General features: G+C 62.1%; 14 protein-coding genes. 8 read left to right on the top strand and 6 right to left on the bottom strand.

Going from position 1 to position 19,837, the window contains the following annotated elements:
* Positions 1–19: 19 nt before the first annotated feature.
* Both AC3A5O_RS15325 and AC3A5O_RS15320 read left to right on the top strand, forming a co-directional pair.
* Positions 20–700 carry a heavy metal response regulator transcription factor gene (locus AC3A5O_RS15325; RefSeq protein WP_122567955.1) on the top strand — a complete coding sequence of 227 codons (681 nt, stop codon included), beginning with the start codon at positions 20–22 and terminating at the stop codon, positions 698–700.
* On the top strand, positions 697–2,049 hold the full coding sequence (locus tag AC3A5O_RS15320) for a heavy metal sensor histidine kinase (protein ID WP_487753379.1): 1,353 nt from the start codon (positions 697–699) through the stop codon (positions 2,047–2,049). The genes AC3A5O_RS15325 and AC3A5O_RS15320 overlap by 4 nt, the downstream gene beginning before the upstream one ends.
* Positions 2,050–2,244: 195 nt before the next feature.
* On the opposite strand, the gene AC3A5O_RS15315 is transcribed toward AC3A5O_RS15320, so the two are convergent.
* The 3 genes from AC3A5O_RS15315 to AC3A5O_RS15305 all read right to left on the bottom strand — a co-directional run bounded on the left by AC3A5O_RS15315 (position 2,245) and on the right by AC3A5O_RS15305 (position 5,494).
* On the bottom strand, positions 2,245–3,489 hold the full coding sequence (locus AC3A5O_RS15315) for a lipoprotein-releasing ABC transporter permease subunit (protein WP_305470375.1): 1,245 nt from the start codon (positions 3,487–3,489) through the stop codon (positions 2,245–2,247).
* 63 nt (positions 3,490–3,552) lie between these two features.
* On the bottom strand, positions 3,553–4,236 hold the full coding sequence (lolD, locus tag AC3A5O_RS15310) for a lipoprotein-releasing ABC transporter ATP-binding protein LolD (protein ID WP_162843734.1): 684 nt from the start codon (positions 4,234–4,236) through the stop codon (positions 3,553–3,555).
* Between the two features lie 7 nt (positions 4,237–4,243).
* Complete coding sequence (locus AC3A5O_RS15305) at positions 4,244–5,494, bottom strand: lipoprotein-releasing ABC transporter permease subunit (RefSeq protein WP_122567952.1); 1,251 nt, start codon at positions 5,492–5,494, stop codon at positions 4,244–4,246.
* Positions 5,495–5,588: 94 nt separating this feature from the next.
* Here AC3A5O_RS15305 and AC3A5O_RS15300 point away from each other — a divergent pair, with 94 nt between their 5' ends.
* Both AC3A5O_RS15300 and AC3A5O_RS15295 read left to right on the top strand, forming a co-directional pair.
* Positions 5,589–6,185, top strand: coding sequence for a PilZ domain-containing protein (locus AC3A5O_RS15300; protein ID WP_053120743.1), 597 nt, complete (start codon positions 5,589–5,591; stop codon positions 6,183–6,185).
* On the top strand, positions 6,182–6,904 hold the full coding sequence (locus tag AC3A5O_RS15295; RefSeq protein ID WP_116831868.1) for a glycerophosphodiester phosphodiesterase: 723 nt from the start codon (positions 6,182–6,184) through the stop codon (positions 6,902–6,904). Before AC3A5O_RS15300 ends, AC3A5O_RS15295 begins: the two co-directional genes overlap by 4 nt.
* A 42-nt stretch (positions 6,905–6,946) precedes the next feature.
* Here AC3A5O_RS15295 and sthA read toward each other — a convergent pair whose 3' ends face one another.
* A complete protein-coding gene (sthA, locus tag AC3A5O_RS15290; protein WP_003183399.1) occupies positions 6,947–8,341 on the bottom strand; it encodes a Si-specific NAD(P)(+) transhydrogenase in 1,395 nt (464 codons plus the stop codon).
* Positions 8,342–8,552: 211 nt separating this feature from the next.
* On the bottom strand, positions 8,553–9,539 hold the full coding sequence (locus tag AC3A5O_RS15285) for an FAD:protein FMN transferase (RefSeq protein WP_305492423.1): 987 nt from the start codon (positions 9,537–9,539) through the stop codon (positions 8,553–8,555).
* Between the two features lie 347 nt (positions 9,540–9,886).
* Between AC3A5O_RS15285 and tcuC the strand changes: the two genes are divergently transcribed.
* Entirely contained in the window at positions 9,887–11,185 is a 1,299-nt protein-coding gene (tcuC, locus tag AC3A5O_RS15280; protein ID WP_122567949.1) for an MFS transporter, read from the top strand.
* A 170-nt stretch (positions 11,186–11,355) separates the two neighbouring features.
* On the opposite strand, the gene AC3A5O_RS15275 is transcribed toward tcuC, so the two are convergent.
* Positions 11,356–12,819 (bottom strand): glyceraldehyde-3-phosphate dehydrogenase, encoded by a 1,464-nt coding sequence (locus AC3A5O_RS15275; RefSeq protein ID WP_122567948.1) that lies wholly within the window; start codon positions 12,817–12,819, stop codon positions 11,356–11,358.
* A 168-nt stretch (positions 12,820–12,987) separates the two neighbouring features.
* Here AC3A5O_RS15275 and mfd point away from each other — a divergent pair, with 168 nt between their 5' ends.
* Genes mfd through AC3A5O_RS15260 form a run of 3 tightly spaced genes read left to right on the top strand, consistent with a single transcriptional unit; the run spans position 12,988 to position 19,719 of the window.
* Positions 12,988–16,437, top strand: a complete 3,450-nt coding sequence (gene mfd / locus AC3A5O_RS15270; RefSeq protein ID WP_305470372.1) for a transcription-repair coupling factor — start codon at positions 12,988–12,990, stop codon at positions 16,435–16,437.
* Positions 16,438–16,447: 10 nt separating this feature from the next.
* On the top strand, positions 16,448–17,014 hold the full coding sequence (locus AC3A5O_RS15265) for a CsiV family protein (RefSeq protein ID WP_354336750.1): 567 nt from the start codon (positions 16,448–16,450) through the stop codon (positions 17,012–17,014).
* A gap of 11 nt (positions 17,015–17,025) precedes the next feature.
* Complete coding sequence (locus AC3A5O_RS15260; protein ID WP_487753378.1) at positions 17,026–19,719, top strand: SNF2-related protein; 2,694 nt, start codon at positions 17,026–17,028, stop codon at positions 19,717–19,719.
* Positions 19,720–19,837: the final 118 nt, after the last annotated feature.

Here is a 19,837-nt window from a genome sequence, read left to right as displayed (position 1 = left end):
ACCCTGCCTTGAGCCGCCCATGAAATTGCTGATCGTCGAAGACCAAACCAAAACCGGCCAATACCTGCGCCAAGGCCTGGGCGAAGCCGGGTTCAACGCCGACCTGGTGGCCGACGGCGTCACCGGCCAGCAACTGGCCTTGAGCGGTGAATACGCCTTGCTGATCCTCGACGTGATGTTGCCCGGACGCGATGGCTGGCAGATCCTGCAAGCCGTCCGCGGGGCCGGGCTGGATACTCCGGTGCTGTTCCTCACCGCGCGGGACGCGGTACAGGATCGGGTCCACGGTCTGGAGCTGGGCGCCGATGATTATCTGGTCAAGCCCTTTGCCTTTTCCGAGTTGCTGGCGCGGGTGCGCAGCCTGTTGCGCCGAGGCAGTTCGACGCACCAGGAAACCAGTCTGCAACTGGCCGACTTGCGCCTGGACCTGATCCGCCGCCGTGTCGAACGCAGCGGTCGGCGCATCGACCTCACCGCCAAGGAGTTCGCCTTGCTGGAAATGCTCTTGCGCCGCCAGGGTGAAGTGCTGCCCAAGTCGCTGATCGCCTCCCAGGTCTGGGACATGAACTTCGACAGCGACACCAACGTCATCGAAGTCGCCATCCGGCGATTGCGCATCAAGATCGACGATGAGTTCCCCAATAAGCTCATCCACACCGTGCGGGGCATGGGCTACGTGCTTGAAGAGCACAGCCTGTGAGGGGCCGGTGGTCGCTGAGCAGCCGCCTGGCGCTGCTGTTCGCCGCCTGCACCGCGGTGGTGTCCTTGTTCGCCGGGGTCTTGTTCAGCCGTGGCAGCGAAGCGCATTTCATCGAGCTGGACCAGCAACTGCTCGAAGGCAAGCTGATCGGCCTGCGCCGAGCCCTGCAAGACCTCGACGCCGAGCAGACCCAGCGCCGACTGGAAGATGAACTGAGCCGTCAGGCCGACCTGGCGTTGCGCATCAAGGGCAGCGACGGCGTGCGTTGGTACGACAGTTCGATCCGGATTCCGCCTCAATTGCCGGAGCGTCCTGGCCTGTCGACCCTCAGCGATGCCGACAACGACTACCGAGTGTTGAATGCGCCGCTGTACCCAGGCCGAGCCAATTCGCCGCAGCTGACCCTGTTGCTGGACATCACCCATCACCAGCACTTCCTGCAACGGATGCAACGGCTGATCTGGCTGACCGTCGGCCTCTCGGCCCTGGCCACCGCGCTACTGGGTGCCTGGGCCGCCCGGCGGGCCTTGCGGCCGTTGCGACGCATGGGCGCCATCGCCGGCAACGTCTCAGCCCGCTCCCTCAACGCCCGGCTGCCTGAAGAGCAAATGCCCGCCGAACTGGCGGAATTGGCCCACAGCATCAACGCCATGCTCGGACGCCTCGACGATGCCTTTCAGCGGCTCTCGGCGTTCTCTGCCGACATCGCCCATGAGTTGCGCACGCCGCTGTCGAACCTGCTGACCCACACCCAGGTCACCCTCACCCGCGAACGCTCCCTGGAGGATTACCGCGAGGCGTTGCACAGCAACCTCGAAGAACTGCAATGGATGGCGCAACTGGTCAACGACATGCTGTACCTGGCCAAGGCCGACCATGGCCTGCTGGCGCTCAATCGCGAACCGCTGCAATTGGCCGAGGAAGTGGACGTGCTGCTGGATTTTTTCGCCCCCCTGGCCGAAGACGCCAATGTGCGCCTGAGCCGCGAGGGCGAAAGCCGTATCGAGGGTGACCGCAACATGTTGCGCCGGGCCCTTTCCAACCTGCTGGACAACGCCCTGCGCTTCACCCCCATTGGCGGCGAAGTTCGGGTGCGAATGGTCGATGGGGCTCAAGGGGTGAGCGTAAGTGTGGAAAACAGTGGCGAAGGGATTCCAGCGGACTTGCTGCCGCGCCTGTTCGACCGTTTCTACCGCGCCGACCCGGCCCGCCAGGAAGGCAGCAGCGAACACGCGGGGCTTGGACTGGCCATCACCCGCTCGATCATCCGCGCCCATGGCGGGCAGATTCGTTGCGAGTCGGCCGATGGCTGGACGCGGTTCCTGATCGAATTGCCGAAGGCTAATTAAACCCGACGCAAATCCCTGTGACGAAGAGGCTTATCTGTGGGAGCAAGGCTTGCCCGCGATACAGGCGCCTTGTTTTCCCCGCAGACCGCGTCGTCTGCATCGCGGGCAAGCCTTGCTCCCACAGACATTTCGCTAAATCCCCTCGCCACAAGCAGTCTTCAGCAAGCCCCCTCTGCCACAGAGGTCTGTGCCGTATCAGGAATACCGCAACGCCTGCGCCGGCTCGATCTTCGCCGCACGCCACGCCGGGTACACGGTGGCGAGGAAGCTCAGGATGAACCCGGCCGAGCAGATCAGCACCACGTCGCCACGCTGCAGCTCCGACGGCAGGTTGCTGACGAAGTACACATCGGAACTGAAGATGTGCTGGCCGCTGACCCGTTCCAGCCAGCCCACCAGCGCACTGACGTTCAACGCCGCGATCACCCCTAGCACGCCGCCAATGAGCGTGCCGACGACACCGATCACCGTTCCCTGAACCATGAAGATCGCCATGATCTGCCGTGGCGTGGCGCCGATGGTGCGCAGGATCGCGATGTCCGCGCCCTTGTCGTTCACCACCATGATCAGCGTGGCGATAATGTTGAACGCCGCCACCGCGACGATCATCAGCAACAGCAAGCCAATCATGGTTTTTTCCATTTTCATGGCGCTGAACAGGCTGCCCTGGGTATGGGTCCAGTCGTCAGCCTTGTAATCCGCGCCAAGACCGATGGCGATGTCACCGGAGACCTTCGGCGCCGCGTACAAGTCCTTCACCGCCAGGCGCACGCTTTGCACCTGGTTCGGCTGCCAATGCTGCATCTGCGCAGCGTCGGCCAAGTGGATCAGGGCCATGGAGCCGTCCAGCTCGGCACCGACCTTGAACACACCCACGACGTTCAAGCGCTGCATCCGCGGGGTGATGCCGCCCGGCGCGGTGCTGACTTCCGGCACGATCAACGTCAGTTTGTCACCGACATTCAAACGGAAACGCCGGGCAGTGATTTCGCCGATGACCACGCCAAACTCGCCCGGTTTCAAGGCGTCGAGGCGCCCCTGGACGATATGCTGGGCAACGATGGACACCTTGCCTTCCTGGGCCGGATCGATGCCGCTGATCTGGATCGGCTGCATCGAACCTTTATGGCTCAGCATGCCTTCCATCTCAGTAAACGGCACCGCAGCGGTGACTTCGGGATTCTTCAGCGCCGCGGCGGCCACCGGCTGCCAGTCATCGATCGGGTTGACGCCGACGATGGTGGCGTGGGGCACCATGCCGAGGATGCGCGAGCTCATTTCGCGCTGGAAGCCGTTCATCACCGACAACACCACGATCATCGCCAGCACACCCAGGGCGAGGCCGATCATCGAGGTCATGGAGATGAACGAAACAAAGCGATTGCGGCGCTTGGCGCGGGTATAGCGCGTGCCGATAAAGATCGATAACGGTCTGAACATTCGCGGGGCACCGTATAAAAATAAAAGACCCGGCACGGGTTTCAAGTGCCGGGTTTCGGTCGGTCAGATGGGCGTCAGGCAACCTTCCTGCAAATGCAGGACGCGGTCCATCTGCCGGGCCAGGTTCATGTCGTGAGTCACCACCAGGAACGCCGTGCGCATCGAAGTGCTGAGCTCCAGCATCAAGTCCTGGATACCTTGGGCGGTGTGGGAATCAAGGTTGCCGGTCGGCTCATCGAGCATCACCAGGCCAGGCTTGTTGACCAGGGCCCGGGCAATCGCTACGCGCTGGCGTTCGCCACCGGACAGTTCGGCCGGCTTGTGTTCCAGGCGATGGCCCAGCCCTACCCGCTCCAGCAATGCCGTGGCGCGCTGACGGGCTTCAGGAATCGCCGTGCGACCGATCAACAGCGGCATGCAGACGTTTTCCAGCGCGGTGAACTCGGGCAGCAAATGGTGGAACTGGTAGACGAAGCCCAGGGAACGGTTACGCAGCAGGCCACGGGCCTTTTCGTTCAGTGCCGACAGTTCTTCGCCGGCCAGCCAGACACTGCCGGCGGTCGGCGTATCCAGGCCACCCAGCAGGTTGAGCAAGGTGCTCTTGCCCGACCCGGAGGTGCCGACAATCGCCACGCGCTCGCCAGGGTGCAATTCCAGTTGCAGGCCCGACAACACCACCACCGACTCCGGGCCTTCCTCGTAGGATTTGCCCAGGTTGCGGCAGCTCAAGATTGCTTTTTCACTCATGCCCGACTCACTCATAACGTAACGCCTCCGCAGGCTGGGTGCGCGCGGCACGCCAGGCAGGATACAGGGTGGCGAGGAAACTCAGGACCAACGCAGCGCCGCAGACCATCAACACGTCATCGGCCTGCAACTGCGATGGCAGGTAGTCGATGAAGTACACGTCGGCGTTGAGAAACTTGTGCCCGATCAGGCCTTCGAGGGCGGCGATCGCGGCGCTGACATTCAGTGCGGCGAACATCCCGACCAGGGCCCCCACGAACGTGCCGATCACGCCAATGACCGTGCCCTGGACCATGAAGATCCGCATGATCTGCCCCGGCGTGGCACCGAGGGTGCGCAGGATAGCGATGTCGCCCTTCTTGTCGTTCACCACCATCACCAGCGTGGAAATGATGTTGAACGCCGCCACGGCGACGATCAGTAACAGCAGCAGGCCGATCATGGCTTTTTCCATGCGGATCGCCTGGTAGAGGTTGCCGTGGGTGCGGGTCCAGTCCCGGGCGTAGTAACGGTCTTCGCCGAGCTGCTGGGCGATGGTCCAGGCCACACGCGGAGCCTGGAACAGGTCGTCGAACTTCAGGCGCAGGCCCTGGACCTGATCCGGTTTCCAGCGGTGCAGGCGAGCCAGGTCCTGGAGGTTGGTGACACCCAGGTAGCCGTCCAGCTCGCCAGCGCCGACATGGAAAATGCCGACCACGGTAAAGCGTTTCATGCGCGGGAACATGCCGCCCGGGGTCACGGTGACCTCCGGGGCGACGAAGGTCAGCTTGTCGCCGATGGCAACGCCGAGCTTGGCCGCGGCCTTGTCGCCGATAACGATGCCGAAGCTGCCGGGCGCCAAGTCGTCGAGTTTGCCCTGCTGCATGAAGTTATCGATGATCGATACCTGCCGCTCGAGCCCGGGGTCGATGCCATTGAGCAGCACCTTGGACACCTTGCCGTCGTTGGTCAGCAAGCCCTGCATCTGGATGAATGGCGCCACGGCCAGCACCTGCGGGTTCTGCTTGACCTTGGCGGCCAGGCTCGGCCAATCGCTGATGGCTTCGCCGGTTTCGAGGGTCGCGTGGGGCACCATGCCCAGCACACGGGTGCGCATCTCATGGTCGAAGCCGTTCATCACCGAGAGCACGACGATCATCACGACCACACCAAGGGCCAGTCCGATGATGGACGTCAGGGAAATGAACGATACGAAATGATTGCGACGCTTTGCACGGGTATAACGCGTGCCGATAAATACGAAGAGAGGTCTGAACATGTCGGGGCTTGTTCGGAGGGAAAAGGAACGTCCTTGTGGCGGGGGTCACAAACCAGCTTTACACTCAGACCACCGCCGCTACCATGGGTTCGCCATGTCGACATTAGATGAAGAAGATCGCCGCGAATACTACCGTATCGAGGACACGATCGCACTGGAAATTCGGCCCCTGTCCATTCCTGAAGCTGCTGGCCAGGAAGTGTTGCAGGATGCTTCTCCATTGTTCAATCTGCTCAGCGAACTGCACCTGAGCGAATTCGAGTCACAGCACCTGTTGCGCCAGATCAGTGAGCGCGAACGCAGCATCGCGGCGTACCTCAAGGCGATGAACAAACGCATCGACCTGCTCAGCCAGGTCATTGCCCTGACGGTGCTCGGCGAAATCGGCGAACCGCAGCCGGTGATCATTTCCGAAGGCGGCATCGACTTCCAATACCCCACGCCGATCGCCGTCGGCACCCACTTGTCGATCAAGCTGGTGCTGATGCCCCAGGCCCTCGGCTTGTTGCTGCGGGCGCGGGTGACCCACTGCGACCCCAAGGGCGACGGCTACGACGTGGGCACCGAGTTCGAACGCCCGACCGACGCCCAGCGCCAGTTGCTGGCCCGCTACATCCTGCAGAAACAGGCGCAAGAACGGCGCCTGGCCCGGGAACTGAACGAATCAGGTATCAATAAGGAAGAACCGTGACCCTCATTTATGGCCACCGCGGCGCCAAGGGCGAAGCGCCGGAAAACACCCTGACCGGTTTTCAGGAGTGCCTCAAGCACGGCGTACGCCGTTGCGAGCTGGACCTGCATCTTTCGATGGATGGCGAGTTGATGGTGATCCACGATCCGACCCTCAAGCGCACCACGGACCGTCGCGGCAAGGTGGTGGAACATTCCGCCGCCGAGCTGGTGACCTACGATGCGCGCAAGGGTGGCCCGGGTTGGATCAAGCCGTGCCCGATCCCGCGCTTGGAGGAGCTGTTCGAGAAGTGTGACTTCGAGCATTGGCAACTGGAGGTCAAGAGCGCCTCGCGCACCCGCGCCGCGGCCACGGTGCTGGGCATCCGTGAAATGGCCCAGCGTTTCGGGCTGCTGGACAAGATCACCATCACGTCCAGTTCCCGGGAAGTGCTCAAGGCGGCCCTGGACCTGACCCCGGACATCTCCCGCGGACTGGTGGCCGAATACGCCTGGCTCGACCCGTTGAAGGTCGCCCAGAGTTACGGCTGCGAGATTCTGGCGCTGAACTGGACCCTGTGCACGCCGGAACGTTTGGTCAAGGCCCAGCGCCAGGGGTTGCATGTGTCGGTGTGGACCGTCAACGAGCCCGCGCTGATGCGCAGGCTCGCCGACTTTGGCGCTGACAGCCTGATTACAGACTTTCCCGGTTTGGCCACTGCCACGCTCGAGAACTGCTGAAATCGGTCTCCCCGGCCGGCTCAGGCCACCGGCCGGAGCCGCTCAAAAAAGCCGGTTGAGGCCATCGTAGGCGGCTACCCGATAGGCTTCGGCCATGGTCGGGTAGTTGAACGTGGTGTTGACGAAGTACTTCAACGTGTTCAGTTCGCCCGGCTGGTTCATGATCGCCTGGCCGATGTGCACGATCTCCGACGCCTGGTAGCCGAAGCAGTGCACGCCCAGCACTTCCAGGGTCTCGCGGTGGAACAGGATCTTCAGCATGCCTTGCGGCTCGCCGGCGATCTGCGCCCGCGCCATGCTCTTGAAGAAGGCCTTGCCCACTTCGTACGGCACCTTGGCCTGGGTCAGCTCCTGCTCGTTCTTGCCGATCGAGCTGATCTCCGGAATGGTGTAGATACCGGTCGGCACGTCGTTGACGAAGCGCCAGCTGCCGTTGTCGACAATGCTGCCGGCGGCCGAACGGCCCTGGTCGTGGGCGGCACTGGCCAGGCTCGGCCAGCCGATCACGTCACCGGCACCGTAGATGTTCGGCACGCAGGTGCGGTAGTTCTCGTCGACTTCGATCTGGCCGCGGCTGTTGACCTTCACGCCGATGTTTTCCAGGCCCAGGGTGTCAGTGTTGCCGGTACGGCCGTTGCACCAGAGCAAGGCGTCGGCCTTGATCTTCTTGCCGGATTTGAGGTGCAGGATCACGCCATTGTCGACACCTTCGACGCGGTCGTAGTCTTCGTTGTGGCGCACGGTGATGTTGTTGTTGCTGAAGTGATAGCTCAGGGCCTGGGAGATTTCCGAGTCCAGGAAGCTCAGCAACTGGCCGCGGTTGTCCACCAGTTCCACCAGCACACCCAGGCCGCTGAAGATCGAGGCATATTCGCAACCGATCACCCCAGCGCCGTAGACGATGAGCTTACGCGGGGTGTGACCCAGGCTCAGGATGGTGTCGCTATCGTAGATGCGCGCATGGTTGAAATCGATGTCGGCCGGGCGATACGGGCGCGAACCGGTGGCGATGATGATGTGCTTGGCCACCAGCTTCTCGACCACGCCATTGCCGCAGACCACTTCGACCGTCTGCTCGTCGGCAAAGCTGCCCGTACCGAAGAACACGTCCACACGGTTGCGGGCGTAGTAGCCGGTGCGCGAGGCCACTTGCTTGGAGATGACCTTCTCGGCGCTCTTGAGCACGTCCGGGAAGGAGAACCAGCGCGGCTCGCCGATGGCCCGGAACATCGGGTTGGTGTTGAACTGCATGATCTGCCGGACCGAGTGACGCAAGGCCTTGGACGGGATGGTACCCAAGTGGGTGCAGTTGCCGCCGACCTGCCGACGGCTGTCGACCATCGCCACCTTGCGCCCTGCCTTGGCCGCGTTCATTGCCGCGCCTTCACCCGCCGGGCCGGAACCCAGTACCACCACGTCGTAGTTGTAGACAGCCATGCGTACTCCTCAGAACAGGCCGTGGCGCCTCACTTGGCACCAACGGCTAAATCATGCCGGCCTGCGGCATGAAGGAACAATTTGGGGCCGGTTCACGAGCCCGGCCACAGTCTATAGAAGCGTCAACGCCGCGCACATTACCCCTTGGTCGCGTCGTAGGCTAGTTTTGCCTGCGCTATTTCGCCACAGGTAACCTTTCAGAGCGCTATCATCATTGGGTTTTTCCACCACTGATCCGTTCAAACGCATCGTTGGTACGGGAGACAAAACGATTGCCATCGCGCAACACGAAAAATACCCCGATGCCCTGTTTCTGGGCATAGTCCCAACCCCGTTCAGGCCCGAGAATCAGCAACAGCGTCGACAGTCCATCGGCCATCAACGCCGAAGGATGAATCACCGTGACTGACGCCAGGTTGTGTAGGACCGGCGCACCGGTGCGCGCATCGAAGGCGTGGGAATAACGCACGCCGTCCTGCTCGAAATAACGACGGTAATCACCGGACGTCGAAACCCCGTAGCCATTGACCTCGATGACACGCTCGGCCACTTGCCGGTCATCCCGTGGCTCCTCCAGGGCAATGCGCCAGGCCGAACCATCGGGTTTGCGCCCGACGGCCTTGAGTTCGCCGGTGGCTTCGGCCAGGTAACTGTCGATGCCCAGGGCCTGGAGCCGGGCGGCGATCCGATCAACGGCGTAACCCGCGGCAATACTGTTGAAGTCGACCTCCACTGCGGCATCCTTGCACAACCGGTCGTCGTCGATACGCAGATGACCATGCCCGACGCGCTGGCGCACCAGGGTCAGAGCTTCTGCAGTCGGTACTTTCTCGGCTCGGGACTGGGGACCGAAGCCCCACAGGTTCAGCAGCGGCTCCACCGTCAGGTCAAAGGAGCCATCGCTTTGGGCCGACAACTGCTCGCCCACCCGAATCAATTCCAGGACCGGGCCAGGCATGGGCTGACAGCTGTTGGCCGGCGACGCATTGAAACGCTCAATGTCCGAGTCACTGCGATAGGTCGAGAATTGCCGATCCACTTCGGCAAGGATGTTTTCCACCTCGGCCTGCACCGTTTTCGGATCGGGCCCGGCGGTATGCCTGACGTACTGAATGGAATAATGACTGCCCATGGTCGGACCGTCGAAACGTTCCAGGCTGTCGCCGCTGCCACAACCGGATAACACACCGGCCAGCATCACAAGCCCAACCCATCGTCCAGTTAACAAATCTTCATCTCCCCTCAAAACCGCGCCGGCCATTATGAGCGCCAGCGCACGCAAAAAAACCTGTGGGAGCCAATGGAGTCCTGTGGGGCCATGGAGGTACTGGGAGAGCCATGGGAGTCTGTGGGAGCAAAGCTTGCCGCGATGCAGGCGACACGGTTTAGCTGCAAGACCGCGTCATCGTTAATCGCGAGCAAGCTTTGCTCCCACAGATTCCCAGATTCCCAGATTCCAAGGTTCCAAGGTTCCAAGGTTTCTACAAGGCTCCCACAGGAGTGCAGCGCACTTCATACAAGATTTGCCAGAGTGAGTACCTATCCATGTCTTCCAATACGAGCAACGGCAAGGCGATTTTTCGCGTTGTCAGCGGCAACTTCCTGGAGATGTTCGACTTCATGGTCTATGGCTTCTACGCCACGGCCATCGCCAAGACGTTCTTCCCCGCCGACAGCGCGTTCGCCTCGCTGATGCTGTCCCTGGCCACGTTCGGTGCCGGGTTCCTGATGCGTCCCTTGGGGGCGATTTTTCTCGGTGCCTACATCGACCGCCACGGCCGCCGCAAAGGCTTGATCATCACCCTGGCGCTGATGGCCATGGGCACCATACTGATCGCCTGCGTGCCAGGCTACGCCGTCCTCGGCGTGGCGGCACCCTTGCTGGTACTGCTGGGTCGATTGCTGCAAGGCTTCTCCGCTGGCGTGGAACTGGGCGGCGTGTCGGTTTACCTGGCGGAAATTTCCACGCCGGGGCGCAAGGGTTTCTTTGTCAGTTGGCAATCCGCCAGCCAACAAGCGGCCGTGGTGTTTGCCGGCCTGCTGGGGGTCGGTCTCAATCACTGGCTGAGCCCCCAGGAGATGGGCGACTGGGGCTGGCGCGTACCGTTCCTGGTGGGCTGCATGATTGTCCCGGCCATCTTCATGATCCGTCGCTCGCTGGAAGAAACACCTGAGTTCCAAGCGCGAAAACATCGTCCCAGTCTGTCGGAAATTGTCCGTTCCATCGGTCAGAACTTCGGAATTGTCCTGGCCGGTATGGCGCTGGTGGTGATGACCACCGTGTCGTTCTACCTGATCACCGCCTACACACCGACCTTCGGCAAGGCCGAGTTGAACCTGTCGGACCTGGATGCGCTGCTGGTCACGGTGTGCATCGGCTTGTCGAATTTTTTCTGGCTGCCTGTGATGGGGGCGTTTTCCGACAAGATCGGCCGCAAGCCCCTGCTGCTCGGTGCGACGATCCTGGCGATCCTGACCGCTTATCCGGCGCTGTCCTGGCTGGTGGCGAACCCCAGCTTCAGCCATTTGCTGATCGTTGAGCTGTGGTTGTCGTTCCTGTATGGATCGTACAACGGTGCAATGGTTGTCGCCTTGACGGAAATCATGCCGGTCGAGGTGCGCACCACCGGTTTTTCCCTGGCCTACAGTCTGGCGACAGCGACGTTCGGCGGGTTCACCCCGGCGGCCTGTACTTATCTGATTCATGTGCTGGATAACAAGGCAGCGCCAGGGATCTGGCTCAGTGGTGCGGCGGTGCTGGGGTTGATTGCGACCCTGGTGTTGTTCAAGGGCAATCGGCATGAACTGCGGACGGCGCAGGCCTCGGTGGTCGGCGGCGCCTGATCGATCGCTATCGCGAGCAAGCTCGCTCCCACATTGGACCGCATACATCAGCAGCAACTCGGTCAACTGTGGGAGCGAGCTTGCTCGCGATGAGGCCAGACCAAGCAACACAAAACCCAGACAAAAAAAACGCCCCGACAAGTCGGGGCGTTTTCATCTGCGGCTAAAGCTTAGCGCGGGAACGCAGGCGGGTTTACACCGGCCATGTCTTCCATCACGCGAACCACCTGGCAGCTGTAACCGAATTCGTTGTCGTACCAGACGTACAGGACAACGCGGTTGTCTTGGCTGATGGTGGCTTCAGCATCCACGACACCGGCGTGGCGCGAGCCCACGAAGTCGGTGGACACCACTTCCTGGGAATTGACGAAGTCGATCTGCTTATGCAGCTCGGAGTGCAGCGCCATGTAGCGCAGGTACTCGTTCATCTCTTCACGGGTGGCGGCTTTCTCAAGGTTCAGGTTGAGAATGGCCATCGACACGTTCGGCGTTGGCACGCGGATCGCGTTGCCGGTCAGCTTGCCGGCCAGTTCAGGCAGAGCCTTGGCGGCGGCGGTGGCGGCACCGGTCTCGGTGATGACCATGTTCAGCGCGGCGCTGCGGCCACGGCGATCGCCCTTGTGGAAGTTGTCGATCAGGTTCTGGTCGTTGGTGTACGAGTGAACTGTCTCAACGTGCCCGTTGACGATGCCGAACTTGTCGTTCACAGCCTTGAGCACCGGCACGATGGCGTTGGTGGTGCAAGAGGCGGCGGAGACGATCTTGTCGTCAGCGGTGATTTCGCCGTGGTTGATGCCGTGAACGATGTTCTTCAGCTTGCCCTTGCCAGGCGCGGTCAGGACAACGCGGTCGACACCCGGGCAGGCCAGGTGCTGGCCCAGGCCGTCGGCGTCACGCCATACACCAGTGTTGTCCACCAGCAGCGCATCCTTGATCCCGTACTGGGTGTAGTCCACCTCGGTCGGGTTCTTCGCGTAGATCACCTGGATCAGGTTGCCGTTGGCGGTGATGGTGTTGTTTTCTTCGTCGATGGTGATGGTGCCGTTGAACGAACCATGGACCGAATCGCGACGCAGCAGGCTGGCACGCTTGGTCAGGTCGTTCTCGGCGCCCTTGCGCACCACGATGGCCCGCAGGCGCAGGCCGTCGCCGCCACCGGTTTTTTCGATCAGGATGCGCGCCAGCAGACGGCCGATACGACCGAAGCCGTACAGGACCACGTCAGTGCCTTTGCGAGCCGAAACGTTCTGCTGGCCAACCACATCAGCCATCTCTTCACGCACGAACTGCTCGGCGCTGCGGCCATTGCCTTCGTTGCGGAATTTGAACGCCAACTTGCCCAGGTCCACCGAAGCCGCGCCGAGCTTGAGCTCGCTCATGGCCTTGAGCAGAGGGAATGTTTCGTGGACGGAGAGTTCGCTGTCGTCGGAAGAACGGTGGCGAGCAAAGCGGTGGGCTTTGAGGATCGCGATGACAGACTGGTTGATCAGGCTGCGGCCATAGATCGAGCTCACCACGTTGTTATTGCGGTAGAGCTGACCGATGAGAGGGATCATCGCTTCGGCGAGCGCTTCACGATCAATCCATTCACCAAGACACTGGTCGGGCTTCTGAGTCACGGTAACCTTCCACATGTAGGGGCTGAAAAAAGGGGCTACATTATGCCGCCGAGTCCTCGGCGGAGCAATGCGCGCCCGTCGCGCCGTGGTTTTCCTGCCTGCCAGGGTAGTCTGCGACTGACAGCAGCCCCCTTCCCCCGCTACAATTGTCGACTTTGTCGCAATGCTGGAGCTCAATCTTCCGTGCCCGTTCTGCGTCTTCCGCTTCTCCCTGCCGCGGCAGGTAAACAGCACTGGGGCAACCTGCCCGGTGCCGCCCTGAGCCTGGCCATCGCCGAGGCTGCCAGCGCTGCAAAGCGTTTTACCCTGCTGCTGACCGCCGACAGCCAAAGTGCCGAACGGTTGGAACAGGAACTGAGTTTCTTCGCTCCGGATTTGCCGGTCTTGCATTTCCCGGACTGGGAAACCCTGCCCTACGATCTGTTTTCGCCGCATCAGGACATCATTTCCCAGCGAATTGCCAGCCTTTATCGGCTGCCGGAGCTCAGTCATGGCGTTTTGGTAGTGCCGATCACCACGGCCCTACATCGCCTGGCACCGACCCAATTCCTGCTCGGCAGCAGCCTGGTGCTGGACATCGGCCAGAAGCTCGATGTCGAGCAAATGCGCACCCGCCTCGAGGCCAGTGGCTATCGTTGCGTCGACACGGTGTACGAGCACGGCGAGTTCGCGGTGCGGGGCGCCTTGATCGACCTGTTCCCGATGGGCAGCAAACTGCCGTATCGCATCGACCTGTTCGATGACGAAATCGAGACCCTGCGCACCTTCGACCCGGAAAACCAGCGCTCCATCGACAAAGTGCAGTCGATCCGCCTGTTGCCGGCCAAGGAGTTCCCGCTGCAAAAAGACGCCGTGACCCGCTTCAAGGCACGCTTTCGCGAGCGCTTCGATGTGGATTTCCGGCGCTGCCCGATCTTCCAGGACCTGAGCAGCGGGATCACCCCCGCCGGTATCGAGTACTACCTGCCGCTGTTTTTCGAAGAAACCTCGACCCTGTTCGATTACCTGCCCCAGGACACCCAGGTGTTTTCCCTGCCGGGCATCGAGCAAGCAGCAGAAAATTTCTGGAACGACGTGCGCAACCGCTACGAAGAGCGTCGCGTCGATCCTTCCCGGCCTTTATTGCCGCCGGCCGAACTGTTCCTGCCGGTGGAAGACTGCTTTGCCCGCCTCAAGAGCTGGCCGCGGGTGGTAGCAAGCCAGCAGGACGTGGAAACCGGCGTCGGCCGTGAACGTTTCCCGGCCAAGGCGTTGCCGGACCTGGCCATCGAAGCCAAGGCCACGCAGCCATTGGCGGCACTGGCGGGCTTTCTCGATGCTTTCCCCGGCCGCGTCTTGTTCACCGCCGAATCCGCCGGGCGTCGCGAAGTGCTGCTGGAACTGCTCGAACGCCTGAAGCTGCGACCGAAGACCGTCGACAGCTGGCCGGACTTCGTCGCCGGCAAGGATCGCCTTGCGATCACCATCGCGCCGTTGAACGACGGCCTGGTCCTGGACGACCCGGCCCTGGCACTGGTAGCGGAAAGTCCTTTGTTCGGCCAACGCGTCATGCAGCGTCGCCGTCGCGAGAAACGCGCCGACGCCACCAACGACGCCGTCATCAAGAACCTCACCGAGCTGCGCGAAGGCGCGCCCGTGGTGCACATCGACCACGGTGTAGGCCGCTACCTGGGCCTGGCGACACTGGAAATCGACAACCAGGCCGCCGAGTTCCTGACCCTGGAATACGCCGAGGGCGCCAAGCTCTACGTGCCGGTGGCGAACCTGCACCTGATCGCCCGCTACACCGGCAGCGATGACGCCCTCGCCCCGCTGCATCGCCTGGGCTCGGAAACCTGGCAGAAAGCCAAGCGCAAGGCGGCCGAACAGGTGCGCGACGTGGCCGCCGAACTGCTCGATATCTACGCCCGTCGAGCGGCCCGCGAGGGCTATGCCTTCGCCGATCCGAAAGCCGATTACGAAACCTTCAGCGCCGGCTTCCCGTTCGAAGAAACCGTCGACCAGCAGACCACCATCGAAGCCGTGCGCGCCGACATGCTCGCGCCCAAGCCCATGGATCGGCTGGTGTGTGGCGACGTGGGCTTCGGCAAGACCGAAGTGGCGATGCGCGCCGCGTTCATTGCCGTGCACGGCGGCAAGCAGGTGGCGATCCTGGTTCCGACCACCCTGCTCGCCCAGCAGCACTACAACAGTTTCCGCGACCGCTTCGCTGACTGGCCGGTGACCGTGGAAGTGATGAGCCGCTTCAAATCCACCAAGGAAGTGAACGCCGCCGTAGCCGAGCTGGCCGAGGGCAAGATCGACATCGTCATCGGCACGCACAAGCTGCTGCAGGACGACGTGAAGATCAAGAACCTGGGGCTGGTGATCATCGATGAAGAGCACCGTTTTGGCGTGCGCCAGAAAGAACAGCTCAAGGCCCTGCGCAGCGAGGTCGACATCCTGACCCTGACCGCCACGCCGATTCCGCGCACGCTGAACATGGCGGTGTCAGGCATGCGTGACCTGTCGATCATCGCCACGCCGCCGGCCCGGCGCCTGTCGGTGCGCACCTTTGTCATGGAGCAGAATAAAAGCACGGTCAAGGAAGCCCTGCTGCGTGAGTTGCTGCGTGGCGGCCAGGTCTATTACCTGCACAACGACGTGAAGACCATCGAGAAGTGCGCCGCCGACCTGGCCGAACTGGTGCCGGAAGCGCGCATCGGTATCGGCCACGGGCAGATGCGCGAACGTGAACTCGAACAAGTGATGAGCGACTTCTACCACAAGCGCTTCAACGTGCTGATTGCCTCGACCATCATCGAGACCGGCATCGACGTGCCGAGCGCCAACACCATCATCATCGAGCGCGCCGACAAATTTGGCCTGGCCCAGTTGCACCAGTTGCGCGGCAGGGTCGGTCGTAGCCATCACCAGGCCTATGCCTACCTGTTGACGCCACCGCGCCAGCAGATCACCCCGGATGCGGAAAAACGCCTGGAAGCCATCGCCAATACCCAGGACCTCGGCGCCGGCTTCGTGCTGGCCACCAACGACCTGGAAATCCGTGGCGCCGGCGAGTTGCTCGGCGACGGCCAGAGCGGCCAGATCCAGGCCGTCGGCTTCACCTTGTACATGGAAATGCTCGAACGGGCGGTCAAGTCGATCCGCAAGGGCGAACAGCCGAACCTCGATCAACCCCTGGGCGGCGGGCCGGAAATCAACCTGCGAGTGCCGGCATTGATCCCGGAAGACTACCTGCCGGATGTCCACGCACGGCTGATTCTCTACAAACGCATCGCCTCGGCCAGCGACGAGGAAGGCCTCAAGGACCTGCAAGTGGAAATGATCGACCGCTTCGGCCTGCTGCCGGAACCGACCAAGAACCTGGTGCGCACCACGTTGCTCAAGCTCAAGGCCGAGCAACTGGGCATCAAGAAAGTCGATGGCGGCCCCAACGGCGGTCGGATCGAGTTCGAGGCCCAGACCCCGGTCGACCCGTTGGTGCTGATCAAGTTGATCCAGGGCCAGCCCAAACGCTACAAGTTCGAAGGTGCCACGATGTTCAAATTCATGGTGCCCATGGAACGCGCGGAAGAGCGTTTCAATACCGTAGAAGCGCTGTTCGAGCGCCTCACTCCGACCACTGCTTGAAGGACGCCCCATGCGCCTGTTTCGCTCACTGACCTTGTTGTTGACTCTGGTCGCTCCCTTGGCGTTTGCCGATGACCTGTATCAGGTTGAAATGATTCTGGTGCGCCAGAACGCCGAGCCGGCGATTGTCAGCCGCGCCGCGCCGGAAGACTGGGACGCCGGCGCGCAACGCCTGGGCGCGGACAGCCAGCGCACGCCGGCCCTGGGCAACATCGTCGAGAAACTCACCGCCAGCGGCCAATACACGGTATTGATGCACAAGGCCTGGCAACAGACCCTCGGTGAACAGGGCCGCAAAGTCGCCATCAGCGACGGCGCCGAACAGTTCGGGCAATTCCCCATCGAGGGCACCCTGGAGCTGAAACTGGGCCGTTTCACCGACGTGGATGCCGATTTCTGGATCAACCAGATCGACACCAATGGCCTGGTCACCGCCAGCGAGCGCCTCAAACAGCAGAGCCATACCAAGAATGGCCAACTGAACTTCCTCGACAACGGTCACCTCGGCCTGCTGATCAAGATCACTTCGCTGACTGCGCCCGCACCCCGGCAGGCACCTGAAGTCATTCCGGACTGATTGGCGCGCCTATGCCCTCGCCCCTGAGCAAACCCCTGGCACCTTCCTGGGTCAATCGATTCAAGGAACAGAGCCTGGAGCGCGGGCGCCGTTACGCGCTGGAAAACCGCGTCAGGATCGTCGAGACCGGCGACAGCACCATCACCGCCAGTTGCGAAGGCTCTGGCGGTAACGTCTACCGTCAAACCATTCGCCTTAAAGAGTCAGCCAAGGGCACGCTGATTCTGCTCGAAGCCGCGTGCTCGTGTCCGGTGCGCATCAACTGCAAACACTGCGCGGCGGTATTGCTGCAAGTCCAGGAAACCCTGGCCTACCCGGCCGCCGAAAAAGACGCCCACTTGCTGGAGAAACTCCAGTCGGTGCTGGACAACCGCAGCCCCAAGGCCCCGCCCCAAGTGCTGGTGGACAACGTGCAGCCGGTGCCGCGCCTGTGGCTGGCCAGTATCGAGTTCAGTGCCTTCGAGCCACGCAACGGCAAGATGCAGCGCTACATCCAACACCGCGCCGCCCTGTCCTTCAGCTATCTGGACGAGTACGTCAGCGGCCAGCGCAACACCGACGTGTTGATTCGCCAGGAAACCCAGACGTTGCGGATAAAACGCCACACCGATGTGGAACAGTCCTACCGCGAACAACTACGAATCCTCGGCTTCAAGGTCGCGACCCGACAAAGCAAGGCCCTGCCGGAAAGCGCCGGTGAACTGTACGAAATGGTCAACGACAGTGCCTGGCTGACGTTCACCCTCAACGACCTGCCGAAACTGCGCACCCAGGGCTGGGAATTGCAGATCGACGAGGATTTCGGCTTCGACCTGACGGCGGTGGACGAGTGGTACGCCACGGTCGAGGAAACGCCGGAACGGGACTGGTTCGACCTGGAACTGGGGATCATCGTCAACGGCGAGCGTCTGAGCCTGCTGCCGATCCTGTTGAACCTGATGCGCTCGCACATCGAATTGTTCAACCCGGAACGCCTGGCCAGACGCCGGGACGATGAACTGATTCTGGTCAACCTGCCCAACCGCCCGAACTCGGAGTTCGGCCCGCAGCAAGTGGCCCTGCCCTACGGCCGGCTGAAACCGGTGCTGGCGACCCTGGGCGAGTTCTACCTGCAAGAACCCGGCACCACCAAACTGCGCCTCAACAGCGCGGACGCCTTGCGCCTGAACCCGCTGCAGGACATGCCGCTGACCTGGGAAGGCGGCGAACACATTCGCGGCCTGGCCCAGCGCCTGCGGGACATCAAGGATTACACCACCACCGCGCCGGAAGGCCTGAACGCGACGCTGCGGCCTTATCAACTCGAAGGCTTGAGCTGGATGCAATCGCTCAGGCAGCTGGAAGTCGGCGGCATCCTCGCGGATGACATGGGGCTGGGCAAAACCCTACAGACCCTGGCGCATATTCTCAGCGAAAAAAACGCCGGACGCCTGGACCGACCGTGCATGGTGGTGATGCCCACCAGCCTGATTCCCAACTGGCTCGACGAGGCAGCTCACTTCACGCCGCAACTCAAGGTACTGGCCCTGTATGGCGCCGGGCGCAAAAAGCATTTCGAACGGCTGGGCGAATACGACCTGGTCCTCACCACCTATGCCCTGCTACCCAAGGATGTCGAGCGCCTGGCCGCACAGCCATTGCACGTGCTGATCCTCGACGAAGCCCAGTACATCAAGAATCCCACCAGCAAAGCCGCCCAGGCCGCCCGGGAACTGAACGCCCGCCAGCGGCTGTGCCTGTCCGGCACGCCCCTGGAAAATCACCTGGGCGAGCTGTGGTCATTGTTTCACTTCCTGTTGCCGGGCTGGCTCGGGGACGTCAAGAGCTTCAACCGCGATTACCGCGTACCGATCGAAAAGCGCGGCAGCGATGTACGACTGCAGCACCTCAACGGTCGGATAAAACCTTTCCTGCTGCGCCGGACCAAGGAGCAAGTGGCGACGGAGTTGCCGCCCAAGACCGAAATCATCCATTGGGTCGAGCTCAGCGATGCCCAGCGGGACGTCTACGAAACCATGCGCCTGGCGATGGACAAGAAGGTCCGCGACGAGATCACCCGCAAAGGCGTGGCCCGCAGCCAGATCATCATTCTCGAGGCGCTGCTCAAGCTGCGCCAGGTGTGCTGCGATCTACGTCTGCTCAACGACGCCGCCTTGCCCGCCCGAGGCAGCACGTCGGGCAAGCTCGACAGCCTGATGGAAATGCTCGACGAGCTGTTTGAAGAAGGCCGTCGGGTGCTGCTGTTTTCCCAGTTCACCTCCATGTTGGCGCTGATTGAAGATGAGCTGAAGAAGCGCGGCGTCGAGTACGCGATCCTGACCGGCCAGACCCGGGACCGACGCACGCCCGTCAAGGAATTCCAGAGTGGCAAGCGTCAGATCTTTCTGATCAGCCTGAAGGCCGGGGGTGTAGGCCTGAACCTCACCGAGGCCGACACGGTGATTCACTACGACCCGTGGTGGAACCCGGCCACCGAAAACCAGGCCACCGACCGCGCCTATCGCATCGGCCAGGAAAAACCGGTGTTCGTCTACAAGCTGATTGCCCGAGGCACGGTGGAAGAGAAGATCCAGCTGCTGCAGAAGGAAAAGTCCGACCTCGCAGCCGGCGTGCTGGACGGACGCGTGGCCGGAGATTGGAAATTGCAGAACGACGATATCGAGGCACTGTTCGCGCCGCTGCCGGAAAAGCTGGAAAAGCGCTGACGCTCCTCAATTCTTGTGGGAGCCGAGCTTGCTCGCGATAGCGGTGGTTCAGTTGGCGCAGATGTTGGCTGTACCGCCGTCATCGCGAGCAAGCTCGGCTCCCACAGGGGAGTTGCGG

This window comes from Pseudomonas sp. Soil_N_39 (assembly GCF_057655955.1).
This window is presented reverse-complemented; position numbering and strand designations above follow the sequence as displayed.

Coding starts and splice junctions, on each gene's coding strand:
- AC3A5O_RS15325 (WP_122567955.1), top strand. CDS start 20: ATGAAATTGCTGATCGTCGAAGACCAAACCAAAACCGGCCAATACCTG.
- AC3A5O_RS15315 (WP_305470375.1), bottom strand. CDS start 3,489: ATGTTCAGACCGTTATCGATCTTTATCGGCACGCGCTATACCCGCGCC.
- lolD (WP_162843734.1), bottom strand. CDS start 4,236: ATGAGTGAAAAAGCAATCTTGAGCTGCCGCAACCTGGGCAAATCCTAC.
- AC3A5O_RS15305 (WP_122567952.1), bottom strand. CDS start 5,494: ATGTTCAGACCTCTCTTCGTATTTATCGGCACGCGTTATACCCGTGCA.
- AC3A5O_RS15300 (WP_053120743.1), top strand. CDS start 5,589: ATGTCGACATTAGATGAAGAAGATCGCCGCGAATACTACCGTATCGAG.
- sthA (WP_003183399.1), bottom strand. CDS start 8,341: ATGGCTGTCTACAACTACGACGTGGTGGTACTGGGTTCCGGCCCGGCG.
- AC3A5O_RS15285 (WP_305492423.1), bottom strand. CDS start 9,539: ATGCTGGCCGGTGTGTTATCCGGTTGTGGCAGCGGCGACAGCCTGGAA.
- tcuC (WP_122567949.1), top strand. CDS start 9,887: ATGTCTTCCAATACGAGCAACGGCAAGGCGATTTTTCGCGTTGTCAGC.
- AC3A5O_RS15275 (WP_122567948.1), bottom strand. CDS start 12,819: ATGTGGAAGGTTACCGTGACTCAGAAGCCCGACCAGTGTCTTGGTGAA.
- AC3A5O_RS15265 (WP_354336750.1), top strand. CDS start 16,448: ATGCGCCTGTTTCGCTCACTGACCTTGTTGTTGACTCTGGTCGCTCCC.
- AC3A5O_RS15260 (WP_487753378.1), top strand. CDS start 17,026: ATGCCCTCGCCCCTGAGCAAACCCCTGGCACCTTCCTGGGTCAATCGA.